Annotated in this window: 10 protein-coding genes; 6 read left to right on the plus strand and 4 right to left on the minus strand. The window is 68.0% G+C overall.

Annotated features, from left to right (window positions below):
* Positions 1-2: 2 nt before the first annotated feature.
* Positions 3-2,048: a TonB-dependent receptor gene (locus ASE30_RS05885; RefSeq protein ID WP_057283365.1), complete on the minus strand. Its 2,046-nt coding sequence runs from the start codon at positions 2,046-2,048 to the stop codon at positions 3-5.
* Between the two features lie 446 nt (positions 2,049-2,494).
* On the opposite strand from ASE30_RS05885, the gene metH reads away from it, so the two are divergent.
* Positions 2,495-6,268 (plus strand): methionine synthase, encoded by a 3,774-nt coding sequence (gene metH, locus ASE30_RS05890; RefSeq protein WP_057283434.1) that lies wholly within the window; start codon positions 2,495-2,497, stop codon positions 6,266-6,268.
* On the opposite strand, the gene iaaH is transcribed toward metH, so the two are convergent.
* Entirely contained in the window at positions 6,265-7,731 is a 1,467-nt protein-coding gene (gene iaaH / locus ASE30_RS05895; protein WP_057283366.1) for an indoleacetamide hydrolase, read from the minus strand. The genes metH and iaaH overlap by 4 nt on opposite strands.
* Before the next feature lie 156 nt (positions 7,732-7,887).
* Between iaaH and ASE30_RS05900 the strand changes: the two genes are divergently transcribed.
* Genes ASE30_RS05900 through ASE30_RS05915 form a run of 4 tightly spaced genes read left to right on the plus strand, consistent with a single transcriptional unit; the run spans position 7,888 to position 12,518 of the window.
* Positions 7,888-8,616, plus strand: a complete 729-nt coding sequence (locus ASE30_RS05900; RefSeq protein ID WP_057283367.1) for a FadR/GntR family transcriptional regulator — start codon at positions 7,888-7,890, stop codon at positions 8,614-8,616.
* Positions 8,616-9,653, plus strand: a complete 1,038-nt coding sequence (locus tag ASE30_RS05905; protein WP_057283435.1) for an L-idonate 5-dehydrogenase — start codon at positions 8,616-8,618, stop codon at positions 9,651-9,653. The genes ASE30_RS05900 and ASE30_RS05905 overlap by 1 nt, the downstream gene beginning before the upstream one ends.
* Positions 9,654-9,702: 49 nt before the next feature.
* A complete protein-coding gene (gene manD, locus ASE30_RS05910; RefSeq protein ID WP_057283368.1) occupies positions 9,703-10,914 on the plus strand; it encodes a D-mannonate dehydratase ManD in 1,212 nt (403 codons plus the stop codon).
* Positions 10,902-12,518, plus strand: coding sequence for a mannitol dehydrogenase family protein (locus ASE30_RS05915; RefSeq protein ID WP_057283369.1), 1,617 nt, complete (start codon positions 10,902-10,904; stop codon positions 12,516-12,518). Before manD ends, ASE30_RS05915 begins: the two co-directional genes overlap by 13 nt.
* A gap of 1 nt (position 12,519) precedes the next feature.
* Here the strand turns inward: ASE30_RS05915 and ASE30_RS05920 are convergent, their stop codons facing one another.
* Positions 12,520-13,290 carry a class I SAM-dependent methyltransferase gene (locus ASE30_RS05920; protein WP_057283370.1) on the minus strand — a complete coding sequence of 257 codons (771 nt, stop codon included), beginning with the start codon at positions 13,288-13,290 and terminating at the stop codon, positions 12,520-12,522.
* 105 nt (positions 13,291-13,395) lie between these two features.
* On the opposite strand from ASE30_RS05920, the gene ASE30_RS05925 reads away from it, so the two are divergent.
* On the plus strand, positions 13,396-14,229 hold the full coding sequence (locus ASE30_RS05925) for a helix-turn-helix transcriptional regulator (protein ID WP_057283371.1): 834 nt from the start codon (positions 13,396-13,398) through the stop codon (positions 14,227-14,229).
* A 12-nt stretch (positions 14,230-14,241) separates the two neighbouring features.
* Here the strand turns inward: ASE30_RS05925 and mutY are convergent, their stop codons facing one another.
* Positions 14,242-15,321 carry an A/G-specific adenine glycosylase gene (gene mutY, locus ASE30_RS05930; protein WP_057283372.1) on the minus strand — a complete coding sequence of 360 codons (1,080 nt, stop codon included), beginning with the start codon at positions 15,319-15,321 and terminating at the stop codon, positions 14,242-14,244.
* Between the last annotated feature and the right edge of the window lie 40 nt (positions 15,322-15,361).

Below are 15,361 nucleotides of genomic sequence, written 5' to 3' on the forward strand. Positions count from 1 at the left end.
GATCAATAGCGCAGCGTGAGCGACGCGTAGAAGTTGCGGCCCGGAGCGGGGTACAGGCTGTAGTTGGCGACAGGGCCCAGCATTTCGAACGACGCATTGCCGCCGCGGATGCCGTAGGTGGCGTATTGGCGGTCGAAGATGTTGTTCACGCCCAGGGCGCCTTCGATGTTGCGGGTGAACTTGTAGGCCACCTTCGTGTTGAACAGCACGTAGGCGTCCAGTTCCTTGCCGAACTGGTTGGCCTGGTCGTTGTCCATGCGCGACTTGCCCACGTATTGCCCCGATACGTTCCACAGGAACGAGTCGGTGGGGCGCCAGGTCACGCCGGCGTTGGCCAGCCATTTCGGGGCCAGCGGCACGGTCTTGCCCGCCAGGTCCACGCCGGCGTAGGTGCCGGAGCGGAACTGCGCTTCCATCCAGGTCAGGTTGGCGTCCACGGTCACGCTGCGGGACAGGGCGGTGCGGCCTTCCAGCTCGACGCCTTGGCGGCGGGTCGGATCCAGGTTGGTGTTGGCGCCGGTGCCCGGACCCCACATGCCGTCGGCCAGCGGGTTGTACTGGATCTCGTTGGTCAGGTCATAGTGGAAATACGACAGGCGCGCGCTGCTGGTGTCAGACTGCCAGGTGACGCCCACTTCCTTGTCGGTGGAGGTCTGGGGCGACAGCGGCGACTGGACCGACAGCAGTTCGTCGGCATTGGGCAGGCGGAAGCTGCGTCCGACCTTGCCATAGAGGCCGAAACCGGCCGGCAGGTCCTGACGCACGCCCAGCTGCCAGGCGGTCAGGTGGTTGCTGCTGTCCGACGCGGTGCCCGAGCCCGAAATCACGTCCAGGTCGTCCGACGCGTACTGGCGGCGCACGCCCATCGTCACGTACGTGCTGTCCGTGGCGCGGATCTGGCCCTCGGCGAACACGCCGTACTGATGCTGGCGCGATTGCCACTGGGACGGTTCGAAGTCGTAGTAGGCGTTCTGGTCGGCCGTCGTCTTTGCTTCCTGTGCGTCGGCGCCGAAGACGAGGCTGTGGCCGCCGTCGATGGGCAGGCGGTAGCGCACGCTGCCGATGTTCTCTTCCAGCTTCTGGTCGCGCAGGATGTCGCCGAAGCCGTCGTAGGTCAGGCCGTTCAGCTTCTTTTCGCGGGTGGACAGGTCGGCGTACAGGGTGCCGGCGCCGATCGCCTGCTCCAGCTGCAAGCCGAACGTGGTGGTCGTGGTCTTGACGTAGTCGACGTCGTTCTTCGATCCACGCGGGTCGTCCTCGAACTCGTTCAGGCCCGTGGTGGGGTTGATCGTGCGCGGACCGGGCAGTTCCAGCTTTTGCGAGGTCGTGCGGCCATACAGGCGGATCGAGCCGTCGCCGTGGCGGAACGTGAGGCCGGCTCCGCCGCCTTCGCGGCGCTCGCCGCTATTGTCGCGGTAGCCGTCGGAATGCAGCGACTGCATGTAGGCGTCGATGCCCACCTTTTCGTTGTTCATGGCGACGGCGGCGTCGTACTGGCGCAGGCCATAGCTGCCGAAGGTGGCGGTGGCGCGGGCGGTCACCGGTTCCTTCGAGAAATCCGACCTGGTGATGATGTTGATGACGCCGCCGGTGGTGCCGCCGCCGTATTGCACGGATCCGCTGCCGCGCACGATCTCGATGCGTTCCACCTGGTCCAGCGGCACCACGCCCAGGCTGGGCGCCGACAGGTCGTTGGTGTTCTGCTTTACGCCGTCGATCAGGATCAGCGTATTGCTGGCGCCGGTGATGCCGAAGCCGCGCAGGTCGACGATGGCGTTGTCGCTGGAACCGGTGGTGTTGACCAGGTTGATGCCGGCCTGCGTCGACAGCAGGTCCTGCATGGTGCGGGCGCTGCTGGCCGCGATGTCCTGGGCGGTGATGACCGAGATGGACACCGGCAGCGTGCGGCCATCCGTCGGCACGCGCTGGGCGGTGACGGTGATGCTGTCGAGTTCAGGGGTAGCGGGGGTGGCTTGCTGGGCGGCGGCGATGGCCGGAGCGGAACAGAGCAGGGCGCCGGCGTAACGCCGGATGGAGCGGGCTTTCATCTACATAACCTCGATGCGACCCGCGACCCCGCAGGTCATTCACGATGGGGAGGATGCCCGGGTCCGCGGCCGGCCCGGAGGGCGGGGGCGCATACAGGCATCCTGGCGATCGAACTGGCCGGTATCGGGCTGCCACGCGCGCATTGCGCGCATGGGGACCGTTGCGGGGGCAGCACAGGCTGGACGCGGGGACTACCGGGCCGTTTTGGGCGGCGCGGCGGCCCTGGCGGGCGTCTTCCTGTTTCCCGTTTACCTTTCGCGCGCGGCCGGCAAGTGTTGTGTTCTTGCCAGCCCGTTGCGCCGAAAGCACCGGTTCGGGGCCGAAACTGTATCACCGTGAGGCGCGGCAAGGCCTCATTTGTTACGATCAGGTCTTGTTTTTTCAGCGTTTTTCGCTTTTTTGCCACATTCGCGCTGCCGTGGCCAACTCATTGCCGGACCTGACCGTGTCGTATCCCCGCCTGCCGTACCCGCCCGAAGCCTATACCCAGGGCGGCGAATTCGCCCGCCTGCTGGGCAAGCGCATCCTGATCCTGGACGGCGCCATGGGCACCATGATCCAGCGCTACAAGCTGGGCGAGGCGGACTTCCGCGGCCAGCGCTTCGCCGGCCACGGCAAGGACGTGAAGGGCAACAACGAGCTGCTGTCCCTGGTGCGGCCCGATGTGATCTCCGAGATCCACCGCCAGTACCTGGAAGCTGGCGCCGACGTCATCGAGACCAACACCTTCGGCGCCACCACCATCGCGCAGGGCGACTACGATCTGCCGGAACTGGCCTACGAACTGAACCTGGAGTCGGCCAAGCTGGCGCGCGAGGCCTGTGACGCCTACAGCACGCCCGACAAGCCGCGTTTCGTGGCCGGCGCGCTGGGCCCGCAGCCCAAGACGGCGTCGATCTCGCCCGACGTGAACGACCCCGGCGCGCGCAACGTCACCTTCGACGAACTGCGCGTCGCGTATATAGAGCAGCTCAACGGCCTGCTGGATGGCGGCATCGATATCGTCCTGATCGAAACCATCTTCGACACGCTGAACGCCAAGGCCGCCATCTTCGCGACCGAGGAAGTCTTCGAGCAGCGCGGCGTGCGCCTGCCGGTGATGATCTCGGGCACCGTGACCGACGCCTCCGGCCGCATCCTGTCCGGCCAGACGGTCGAAGCCTTCTGGAACTCGGTGCGCCATGCGCGCCCCGTCACCATCGGCCTGAACTGCGCGCTGGGCGCCGCGCTGATGCGCCCCTACGTGGCCGAGCTGTCCAAGATCTGCGACACCTACGTCTGCGTCTATCCCAACGCCGGCCTGCCCAACCCGATGGCCGAAACCGGCTTTGACGAGACGCCCGCCGACACCTCGGCCCTGCTGGAAGAATTCGCCCGCGCGGGCCTGGTGAACATGTCGGGCGGCTGCTGCGGCACCACGCCCGACCACATCCGCGCGATCGCCGAGAAAGTCACGGCGCTGACCCCGCGCGTCGTGCCCGACATCCCGGTCAAGACCCGCCTGTCGGGCCTGGAACCGCTGAACATCGACGAGGACACGCTGTACGTCAACGTGGGCGAGCGCACCAACGTGACGGGCAGCAAGATGTTCGCGCGCCTGATCCGCGAAGAGAAATACGACGAGGCACTGGCCGTGGCCCGCCAGCAGGTGGAAAACGGCGCGCAGATCATCGATATCAACATGGACGAGGCCATGCTGGATTCGGTGGCCTGCATGCACCGCTTCCTGAACCTGATCGCGTCCGAGCCGGACATCGCCCGCGTGCCGGTCATGATCGACAGCTCCAAATGGGAAGTCATCGAGACCGGACTGAAGTGCGTGCAGGGCAAGCCGGTGGTGAACTCCATCTCCATGAAGGAAGGGCTGGAGCCCTTCCGTCACCATGCGCGCCTGTGCCGCCGCTACGGCGCGGCCGTGGTGGTGATGGCGTTCGACGAACTTGGCCAGGCCGACACGCTGGAACGCCGCAAGGAAATCTGCGCGCGGGCCTACAAAATCCTGGTCGAGGAAGAGGGCTTTCCGCCGGAAGACATCATCTTCGATCCCAACGTTTTCGCGGTCGCCACCGGCATCGACGAACACAATCATTACGCGGTCGACTTCATCGAAGGCACGCGCTGGATCCGCGACAACCTGCCGCATGCCCGGATCTCGGGCGGCGTGTCCAACGTCAGCTTCTCGTTCCGCGGCAACGAGCCGATGCGCGAGGCCATCCACACCGTCTTCCTGTACTACGCGGTCAAGGAAGGCATGACGATGGGCATCGTCAATGCCGGGCAACTGGGCGTGTACGCCGACCTGGATCCTAAGCTGCGCGACCTGGTGGAAGACGTGGTGCTGGACCGCCCCGAGCCGGTCGGCAAGACTGACCCCGCCGACGAGCGCACGCCCACCGAACGCCTGGTGCAGTTCGCCGACAGCGTGAAGGGTTCGGGCGCGAAGAAGGAAGAGGACCTGGCCTGGCGCAACGCGGAGGTTGAAAAGCGGCTGTCGCATGCGCTGGTGCATGGCATCACTACCTTCATCGTGGAAGACACCGAAGAGGTCCGCCAGAAGATCTTCGACCGCGGCGGCCGTCCGATCGAGGTGATCGAAGGCCCGCTGATGGACGGCATGAACGTGGTGGGCGACCTGTTCGGCGAAGGCAAGATGTTCCTGCCGCAGGTCGTGAAATCCGCCCGCGTGATGAAGCAGGCGGTGGCGCATTTGATTCCTTTCATCGAGGAAGAAAAGCGCCAGATCGCCGCCGCCGGCGGCGATGTGCGCGCCAAGGGCAAGATCGTCATCGCCACGGTCAAGGGCGACGTTCACGACATCGGCAAGAACATCGTGTCGGTCGTCCTGCAATGCAATAACTTCGAAGTCGTGAACATGGGCGTGATGGTGCCCTGCGCGCAGATCCTGGAGAAGGCCAAGGAAGAGAACGCCGACATCGTCGGCCTGTCCGGCCTGATCACGCCCAGCCTGGAAGAGATGGCCTATGTGGCCTCCGAGATGCAGCGCGACGAGTACTTCCGCAGCCGCAAGCTGCCGCTGATGATCGGCGGCGCCACCACCAGCCGCGTGCACACGGCCGTGAAGATCGCGCCCAACTACGAAGGCCCGGTCATCTATGTGCCGGACGCCAGCCGTTCGGTGGGCGTGGCCACCAGCCTGATGTCGGACCAATCGGAAAAGTACCTGGCCGAACTGGCCGAGGAATACGAAGAGGTGCGCCGCCGCCACGCCAACCGCAAGGCGACGCCCATCCTGCCGCTGGCCGATGCGCGCGCCTCGCGCCCGGTGATCGACTGGGACAACTACACGCCGCCGCGCCCGAAGTTCATCGGCCGCCGCACATTCAAGAGCTATGACCTGTCCGAGATCGTGAAGTACGTGGACTGGGGCCCGTTCTTCCAGACCTGGAGCCTGTTCGGCCCGTTCCCCGCCATTCTGGACGACAAGGTCGTGGGCGAGCAGGCGCGCAAGGTCTACGCCGACGGCCTGGCCATGATGAAGCGCATCGTCGAAGGCCGCTGGCTCACCGCCAACGGCGTGGTCGGCTTCTACCCGGCCAACAGCGTCAACGACGAAGACATCGAAATCTACAAGGACGAGACGCGCAGCGAAGTCCTGTTCACGTACCGCAACCTGCGCCAGCAGGGCGCCAAGCGCGAAGGCGTCAGCAACAAGTCCTTGTCCGACTTCATCGCGCCCAAGTCGTCCGGCAAGCTGGACTACATCGGCATGTTCGCCGTCACGGCGGGCCTGGGCATCGAAAAGAAGGAGGCGGAATTCGAGAAGGCGCTGGACGACTATTCCAGCATCATGCTGAAGTCCCTGGCCGACCGCCTGGCCGAAGGTTTCGCCGAATGCCTGCATGCGCGCGTGCGGCAGGACCTGTGGGGCTATGCGGCCGACGAGGCCCTGTCCAACGAGGACATGATCGCGGAAAAGTACGTGGGCATCCGCCCGGCGCCGGGCTATCCGGCCTGCCCGGAGCATGTGGTGAAGACGGACATGTTCCGCGTCCTGGACGGCGAGGACATCGGCATGTTGCTGACGGACAGCTATGCCATGTATCCGGCGTCCAGCGTGTCGGGCTTTTACTTCAGCCATCCGCAGTCGCAGTACTTCAACGTGGGCGTCATCGGCGAAGACCAGCTCGAAGACTACGCCCGCCGCAGCGGCCGCAGCATCGAGGATCTGAAGCGGACGCTGGCGCCGAATCTGGGCTAGCGATCCGGCGCGGGGGGCGCAGCGATGCGCCCCAGTATCTTCTCGATGGCCATGCCGATCGCCAGCACCTTGCGGTCCTCGCCCGGCAGGCCGTCGATCTCCAGTCCCACCGGCAGTCCCTGCGCCGACAGGCCCGCCGGCACGCTCAGTCCCGGCAGGCCCGCATTGCTGCCGGGGTCGACGTTGCGGGCCAGGCGGCCAAAGGTCTCGAAGCTGCTGGCCTCGGGCGTGGCGGCCGGCGGCATGACCGGCACGGTCGGAAACAGCAGGCCGTCCAGCCCGTGTTCCTGGAACGCGCGCCGGTAGACGTCGATGAGTTCGTCACGGTGGGTCGCGATGGCCCGCTCATACAACGGCTGCAGCGCCAGAACCTGCCCGTCCGGCGTGGGCAACACGCCCGGCACGATCAGGCCGTCGAAAATCCCCTTCACGTCGGGGCTGGATATCTGCGCGACCACCTCTTCGAAGCTCACACCGGCGCCATAGCGCGCCAGGTAGTCGATCAGGTCGGGCTTTTGCTCGTACAGGCACAGCGGCATGCCCACGGCCGAATTGGCGGCCGGGAGGTCGGGCATGTCCAGGTCCACCAACTGCACGCCGGCCGCGCGCAGGCGGCCCAGGGCCGCGTCCGCGACCGCCTGCACCTCGGGGGCCAGATCGTCCCAGAAATAGCGAACCAGGCCCAGCCGGATATCCGTGGCAAGCGCGGGCGCCAGGGCCTGCGAGTCGCCCGCCAGCACCGCATCCAGCAACACGATGTCCGCCATGCAGTTGGCGATGGGGCCGGGCGTGTCGCGCGTGTGCGAAATGGGCGTGATGCCCGCGCCGCTGTACCGGCCCACCGTTGGACGGAAGCCGGCCGCGCCGTTGACCGCCGCGGGCAGGCGCACCGAGGCGCCCGTGTCGGTGCCCAGCGCGGCCGGCGCCAGGCGCGCGCCCACCGCTGCGCCGCTACCCGAGGATGAGCCGCCGGCGATGAGGCTGGTGTCGTAGGCATTGCGCGTGCCCTCGCCGTGCGGGCCGGGGAAGGCGGTGTTGTAGCCGGACACGCCGAACGCCAGCTCATGCATGTTGGTCTTGCCGAGAATGATGGCGCCCGCTTCCCTCAGCCGCCGCACGACAGGCGCATCCTCGGCGGGGCGGAAATTCCGCAACGCGGGGGTGCCCGCCGTGTTGGGCAGGGCGGCGACGTGGATGTTGTCCTTGATGGCGATGGGAACGCCGCCGAGCGGCCCCGGCGCCTGCGTCCCGCGCGCGGCGTCGAAGGCGCGTGCCTGCGCCAGCGCGCCTTCGCGGTCGACGGTGATGAAGGCGTTCAGATCCTGGCGGGCATCGATGCGGTCCAGGCATGCCTGGGTCAGTGCAAGGCTGGTGATACGGCCGTCGCGAATCAGGGCCGCCGCGTCCACGACGGTCAGGTCCGTCAGCGTAGACGGCAAGAGCTGTTCGGTCGTGCTGGGCATGGCGCTTTTCCTTGGTTGTGACGATCCCTATCTATACAGGGCCGCCGCCCGCGCTGTCGAGGGCTGGCTGGATGGGCATCGGTACGGATAGTGGTAAACCACGATAGCGAAAATTGGTAGACCAAATACGATTTGGTCTAACCAATTCAAGGCGCCATGACGTTGCAACCGCTATCCAAGCCTGACGTCCAGACCGGCCGCCCCGCGCCGGACCGCGGCTATCTGCGTCTGGCCGCGCAGATCCACGCGCTGGTGGCCCAGGGTGAATTCGCCGCCGGCCAGCGGCTGCCGGCCGAGCGCGCGCTGGCCGAACGGTTCGACGTCAGCCGCACGTCCGTGCGCGAGGCCATCATCGCCCTGGAGCTGCAGGGCGTGGTGGAAGTGCGCGGCGGGTCGGGCATCTATGTTTGCGAGGCCGGCCCGGCCACGAATCGCCTGCCCGCCATGCCGGAGCCAGGAGCCGGCCCGTTCGAGCTGCTGCGCGCGCGCTGCCTGATCGAATCCGAAATCGCGGCGCTGGCGGCGGCCACGCGCAGCGACGCGGACCTGGACCGCATCTTCGAAGCGCTGACGGCCATGCGCGACCGGATGACGGACAAGGCCGCCAACGCCGAGGCCGACCGCCGGTTCCATCTGGGCATCGCCCATTCCACCGGCAACAGCGTGCTGCTGGCGACGGTGACGTCGATGTGGGATCAGGCCCAGGGGCCGATCTGGGAAAAGATCGAACAGCATTTCCACACGCAGGCCTTGCGCCAGGCGTCGCAGGCGGATCACCAGCGCATTTTTTCCGCGCTGGTGGCGCGCGATGCGCAGGGCGCAAGGCAGGCAATGCGCGATCACCTGGAGCGGGTGATTGGCGAATTTGCACAGGGGTGGCGCTGATGCTGAATTGCGAGATCCACGGGGCGCGGGACCTGCGTGTGGTCGAAAGGCCGCCGGAAGCGCTGGGGCCGTCGCAGGTGCGCGTCGGCGTGAAGGCCGTCGGCATCTGCGGATCCGACCTGCACTATTTCCGCCACGGCAGGGTGGGGGACTTCGTCATCCGCGAACCGCTGACGCCCGGCCACGAAGCCTCGGGGCAGGTGCTGGAGGTGGGCGCGGACGTCACCGCCGTCAAGCCGGGCGATCGCGTCGCGCTGGATCCGGCGCGCACCTGCGGCGTCTGCCGCTACTGCCGCCAGGGCGATTCCAATCATTGCGAGGCCGTGCACTTTTTCGGCAGCGCCAGCCGTTACCCGCACATGCAGGGCGCGATGCGCGAAGAGGTCGTCGTGCAGGAGCGGCAGTGCGTGCCGGTGCCGGACTCGCTGCCCTTCGAGCTGGCCGCTTTCGGTGAACCACTGGCCGTAGCCCTGCATGCCGTGCGCAGCGCGGGATCCCTGCTGGGCAAGACCGCCATGGTGGTGGGCGCCGGGCCTATCGGCGCCCTGATCCTGATGGCCGCGCGCCTGGCGGGCGCCAGCCAGGTCATCGTGGTGGACATCGTGGACCAGACGCTGGCGGCCTGCGCCCGCGTGGGCGCGACGCGCACCATCAACGCCGCCACGGACCCCGGGGCGCTGGACGCGCTGGCCGCGGGCAAGGGCACGGTGGACGTGTGCTTCGAGGCGTCGGGCAGCTACGCGGGACTGGCGAGCTGCCTGCGCGCGGCGCGTCCGCGTGGCGTCGTCGTCACGGTCGGCACGCTTAGCGGCAGCAGCGAACATTGCCCGTTCAACCAGATCATGGTGAAGAGCCTGTCGTGCATCGGCAGCTTCCGCTTCGTGGACGAATACGCCATGGCCGTCGACTGCCTGAGCCGCGGCCTGTTGGATGTGTCGCCGCTGCTGACGGCGGCGGTGCCGGCGGCGCGCGTGCATGATGCCTTTGCGCTGGCGGGCGACCGCCAGCTGGCGATGAAAGTGATGGTGACGTTCTGACCCGCCGGCCGCCTTGCGGCCGTCCCTCCCACGTAGCCGGAAGTCCACGATGAAGATTACGAACGCACGCGTGATTGTCTGTTCGCCGGGCCGCAATTTCGTGACCCTGAAGATTGAAACCGACCAGGGCCTGACCGGCATCGGCGACGCGACGCTGAACGGACGCGAACTGGCCGTGGCCGCCTATCTGACCGAGCACGTGATCCCCTGCCTGATCGGCCGCGACGCGCACCAGATCGAGGACATCTGGCAGTACCTGTACAAGGGCGCCTACTGGCGGCGCGGACCGGTCACCATGACCGCCATCGCTGCCGTGGACACGGCGCTGTGGGACCTGAAGGCCAAGGCCGCCGGCCTGCCGCTGTACCAGCTGCTGGGCGGCAAGAGCCGCAGCGGCGTGATGGTCTATGGGCACGCCAACGGGTCGGACATCGAGCACACGCTGAACGAAGTGCTGCGCTATGCCGACATGGGCTATCGCGCGATTCGCGCGCAAAGCGGCGTGCCGGGCCTGGACAAGGTCTATGGCGTGGGTCGCGGCAACCTTTTCTACGAGCCCGCCGATGCCGACCTGCCCAGCGAGCACGACTGGTCCACCGAGAAATATCTGCGCCATACGCCCAAGCTGTTCGAGCGCATCCGCGAGAAGCTGGGCTTCGATCACCACCTGCTGCACGACGTGCATCACCGGCTGACGCCCATCGAGGCCGGCCGCCTGGGTAAGTCGCTTGAACCCTACAACCTGTTCTGGATGGAGGATGCCACGCCCGCCGAGAACCAGGACGCGTTCAAGCTGATCCGCCAGCACACGACGACGCCGCTGGCCGTGGGCGAGATCTTCAACACTATCTGGGATTGCAAGGACCTGGTGCAGAACCAGCTTATCGACTACATCCGCACCACCGTGGTCCATGCCGGCGGCATCACGCACTTGCGCCGCATCGCCGACCTGGCCTCGCTCTACCAGGTGCGGACCGGCTGCCACGGCGCCACCGACCTGTCGCCGGTCTGCATGGGGGCGGCGCTGCATTTCGACCTGTGGGTGCCCAACTTCGGCATCCAGGAGTACATGCGCCACACGAAGGAGACAGACGCCGTGTTTCCGCATGCGTACACCTTCGACCAGGGCATGCTGTATCCGGGCGACGTTCCGGGTCATGGCGTGGACATCGACGAGAAGCTGGCCGCCAAGTATCCGTATCAGCGTGCCTACCTGCCGGTGAACCGCCTGCAGCAGGACGGCACGCTGTGGAACTGGTAGCTCCGGAGGCCGGCCGCCTGCATGCGGCCAGCCTTGCGGCGTTGCCCGCGCAGGTGGCGCGGCCCGGGTACGACAGGGCCGCGCTCAAAGCGGGCATCGTGCATCTGGGACTGGGCGCGTTCGCGCGCGCCCATCTGGCGGCGGTGAACGATGCCGCGCTGCGCGCCGGCGCGGATCGCGGCTGGGGCATCTGCGGCGTCTCTCTGCGCCAGGCCGACACGCGCGACGCGCTGGCGCCGCAGGACGGCCTGTATGCGCTTGCCTTGCGCAGCGCTGGCGAAGACGGCCGGCCACGGCAACACCTGACGGTGATCGGATGCCTGCTGGAAACGCTGGTGGCGCCCGAGGATCCGCAGGCGGTGCTGGCTCGCATCGCCGGGCCGGACACGCGCATCGTCAGCGTCACGGTTACCGAGAAAGGCTATTGCCACGATCCGGCCAGCGGGCGGCTCGACCTTGCCCACCCCGACATCGCGCACGACCTGGCGCAGCCCGCCGCGCCGCGCAGCACCATCGGCTTTCTTGTCAGGGGCCTGCAGCGCCGGCGCGCGGCGGGGCTGGGGCCCGTCACCGTGATGTCCCTGGACAACCTGCCCGCCAACGGCCGCCTGCTGCGCGCCATGGTGCTGGCGTTCGCGACGCGGGTCGACGCGGCGCTGGCGGCCTGGATCGCCGCTGCCTGCGAGTTTCCGTGCTCGATGGTCGATCGCATCGTGCCCCGCACGACCGATGCGGACCGGCAGGAGATTGCCGGCGCGCTGGGCGTGCGCGACGCCTGGCCCGTGCTGGCCGAGCCCTATCTGGAGTGGGTGGTCGAGGACCGGTTCGCGGCGGGGCGTCCTGATTGGACGGCTGGCGGGGCGCGCTTCGTGGACGATGCCGCGCCCTTCGAAACGCTGAAGCTGCGCATGGTCAACGGCGCGCATTCGGCGCTGGCCTGTCTGTCGGTCATGGCGGGCTGGACCACGGTCGACCAGGCGATGGCCCAGCCCGCCATGGCGTGCTACCTGCGCGACCTGATGCGCAACGAGATCGAGCCCACCCTGCCCGCGCTGCCCGGGCTGGACCTGATGGCGTACCGGCAGCGCCTGCTGCGCCGCTTCGCCAATCCGGCGCTCAAGCACCAGACGCGGCAGATCGCGATGGACGGCTCCCAAAAACTGCCGCAGCGCCTGCTCGCCACCGTGCGCGCGCGCCTGGCGGCGGACCTGCCGTTTCCCGGCCTTGCGCTGGCCGTGGCCGGCTGGCTGCATTTTCTGCGCGGCGTCGATCAGGACGGGCGGCGCTACGACATACAGGATCCGATGGCGGATATCCTGGCGCGCCGGTACGCATCGGCCGAGAGGGCGGCGCTGCAGGCGGGCGCAGACAGCGCGGGTGGGGTATGGGCGGGTGCGGAACGCGCGGGTGAAGATACGGCGGGCGAGGAACCGGCGGCGGCGATGCTGGCCTGGACCGGCGAACTGACCGGCCTGGAGGCGGTGTTCGGGGATCTGGGCCAGAACCCGCGCTTTGTGCGGGCCGTGGCCCAGGCCGTGCAGTCCTTGCGCAGCCTGGGCGTGGCGGGCGCGCTGGCGGCGCGCGGGCTGCCGCGGCCAGGCTGAATCAGCCCGGCTTCCTCACGACGATCGTGGCGGTGTCGCTGGTGAAGGAGCTGTCATCGCGCACGTCGAAGTGCGCGCGCACCACGTCGGGCGCGATGCCGAACATATGGCGCAGCGCTGCCACCAGCGTGTCGGGGGTGCGCATGCGCGTGACCCAGGATTGGAATTCCAGCGGCAGGCGGCGCGGGGCCAGGCCTTGCAGGGTGAAGCCCGCCTCGGTCAGCATGCGGGTCCATTCGGCGACGGAGTAGTCGCGCACATGGGACGTGTCGCGCAGCACTTCGATGGTCTGCAGCCAGGTGTCCAGCAGCGGTTCGCCCGGCGACACCACGTCGGCGAACACGGCGGTGCCGCCGGGCTTGAGCACGCGGAAGGCTTCACGCAGGCCGCGCCCGGCGTCCTGCCAGTGGTGCGTGGAATAGCGCGACATCACCAGATCGAACTCGCCGTCGCCGAACGGCAGGTATTCGGCCTTGCCCTGACAGGTGACCAGGTTCGAGAGCCCGCGCTTGGCGGCTTCGCCCGCGACCACGTCCAGCATCTGCTGCGACAGGTCATAAGCGGTGACCTGTCCGACCAGCGGCGCGACGTGAAAGCTCACGTGGCCGCCGCCGCAGCCCAGGTCCAGGACCCGCGAGCCGGGGTGCTGGCCGGCGATGCCGGCCATCTGCAGCAGGTCTTCGCCCTGGGCATGGACCGCGCTGGTCAGGTAGGCCGTGGCGCGAGGGCTGAACTGGCGGTCGACGGCGGCGTCGTGCGAACTGGAGGTCATGAGGATCCTTGGTTTTCGGAATGCGGAACCGCAACGGAAAAAGGCGGCGCAGGCGCTAAGATAGGCGGGCGCGTATACACGTACAAGTCCATTGCTTATCCTGGTATGAATACTTCCCCCCTGGCTGGTGCCGCCGGCCACGAAGGCTCCCACCTGCGCCGGCAGGCGCTGGGCGAATTCGTGCGCAGCGCCCGGTCCCGCATCACCCCCCAGATGGCCGGCCTGCCGGAAGGCACGCGCCGCCGCACGCCCGGCCTGCGGCGCGAAGAGGTGGCGCAGCTTTGCGGCATCAGCGTCACCTGGTACACCTGGATCGAGCAGGGGCGCGAGGTGTCGGTGTCGCCTTCGGTATGGTCCCGCATCGCGGGCGTGCTGCAGTTGGCCCGCGCGGAACGCGCCTATCTGTTCGACCTGGCCGACTGCGCGGATCCGCAGCATGCCCGCGACGACGCGGGCGGGGCGCCGGGGCCGCTGCATGAGTGCGTGAACGCGATCAACGCGCCGGCCTATGTGCTGGACCGCGCGTGGAACGTGCTGGCCTGCAACGAGCCGCTGCGCGATCTGTTCGACGATTGGCCCGCCCGCGATCCCGAACCCAACCTGCTGCGCTATATCTTTCTGGATCCCGCCGCCCGCGAACTGGTGGTGGACTGGGACCAGCGCGCGCGCCGGGTGGTGGCGGAATTCCGAGCCGACGCCGGGGCGCACCTGGACGAGCCGGCGGTGCTGGCGCTGCTGGACAGCCTGAGCCGGCAAAGCCCGGTGTTTTCCCATTGGTGGACACGCCATGCCGTCGTGGAGCGCGAAGGCGGGCTGCGGGAGTTCCAGCATCCGCGCCGCGGCAAGCTGGGGTATCAGCAGATCACCTTCCGCCTGGCGACGCACCCGGATCTGAAGCTGGTGATGCTGCTGAGCGGAAACGGCGACGCGGGCGCCTGAGCCGCAGGCGCGCTAGCGTGCCTGCCCGTCGAACAGGCTGTCCTGCATGCCCGCGTCCACCAGGCCCTGCAAGAGTTTCTTCACCGGCGCGGGCAGCGCCATCGATCCCAGCTTGTCCGCCGGAACCCAGCGTTCGGGCCGCGCGGCTTCGCGCAGGCCGGCCGCGCGCACGGGCACGAGCCACGGCTTGATATGCAGCCGGTAGTGCGTGAAGGTATGGGCGAAGGCGGCGAGCTCGAAGCGCTGCTCGGGCTCCAGGCCCAGCGCGCGCGAGGCGCTGTCGGGATCGCCGGTCACATCGAACTCGGGCAGGCTCCACAGCCCGCCCCAGATGCCGGGTTCGGGCCGTTGCTGCAGCAGGAACGCGCCCTGATGCCGCAAGACCAGCATACAGGTCTCTCGTTCCGGGATGGCCTTGCGCACCTTGGGCGTGGGCAGCTCGGCCTGGCGGCCCTCGCGCCGGGCCACGCAGCTGTCGGCTGCCGGGCACCGGTCGCAGGCGGGCTTGCCCCGCGTGCAAAGCGTGGCGCCCAGGTCCATCAGCCCTTGTGTGTAGGCGGCCATGTCCAGGCCGGGCGCGGCGTCGACCTGCGCGTCGGCCAGCCCCCACAGGCGTTGTTCGATTTCGCGCTTGGCGGGATCGCCCGCGATGCCGAAGTGGCGTGTGAACACGCGCTTCACGTTGCCGTCCAGGATGGGCGAGCGCTCGCCGTAGGCGAACGCGGCAATGGCCGCGGCGGTGGACCGGCCGATGCCGGGCAGGGTGGCGATGGCCTCGGCCGTGGGCGGAAAGCGCCCGTTCCAGTCGCGCGCGATCTCTTGCGCGCAACGGTGCAGATTGCGGGCGCGGGCGTAATAGCCCAGGCCGGCCCAGTACGGCATCACGTCTTCCTGCGCGGCGGCGGCCAGCGCGGTTACGTCCGGGAAGCGTTGCAGGAAGCGGTCGTAGTAGGGGATGACGGTGGCCACCTGCGTTTGCTGCAGCATGATCTCGGATAGCCAGATCCGGTAGGGATCCCGGGTGTTCTGCCAGGGAAGATCGTGACGTCCGTGCTGGCGCTGCCAGGCGACGATTCTAGGGGCGAAGTCCATGCGGGCAATTATCGCATCGCCCTATTGCCCGGGGTGGGCG

Origin of the sequence: Achromobacter sp. Root83 (assembly GCF_001428845.1) — a bacterium.
Lineage (GTDB): Bacteria > Pseudomonadota > Gammaproteobacteria > Burkholderiales > Burkholderiaceae_B > Achromobacter.

Excerpts from the sequence above, each read along its gene's own strand:
- iaaH (WP_057283366.1), bottom strand. The coding sequence starts at position 7,731 with ATGCCCAGCACGACCGAACAGCTCTTGCCGTCTACGCTGACGGACCTG.
- ASE30_RS05885 (WP_057283365.1), bottom strand. The coding sequence starts at position 2,048 with ATGAAAGCCCGCTCCATCCGGCGTTACGCCGGCGCCCTGCTCTGTTCC.
- mutY (WP_057283372.1), bottom strand. The coding sequence starts at position 15,321 with ATGGACTTCGCCCCTAGAATCGTCGCCTGGCAGCGCCAGCACGGACGT.
- ASE30_RS05920 (WP_057283370.1), bottom strand. The coding sequence starts at position 13,290 with ATGACCTCCAGTTCGCACGACGCCGCCGTCGACCGCCAGTTCAGCCCT.
- manD (WP_057283368.1), top strand. The coding sequence starts at position 9,703 with ATGAAGATTACGAACGCACGCGTGATTGTCTGTTCGCCGGGCCGCAAT.
- ASE30_RS05905 (WP_057283435.1), top strand. The coding sequence starts at position 8,616 with ATGCTGAATTGCGAGATCCACGGGGCGCGGGACCTGCGTGTGGTCGAA.
- ASE30_RS05925 (WP_057283371.1), top strand. The coding sequence starts at position 13,396 with ATGAATACTTCCCCCCTGGCTGGTGCCGCCGGCCACGAAGGCTCCCAC.
- ASE30_RS05900 (WP_057283367.1), top strand. The coding sequence starts at position 7,888 with ATGACGTTGCAACCGCTATCCAAGCCTGACGTCCAGACCGGCCGCCCC.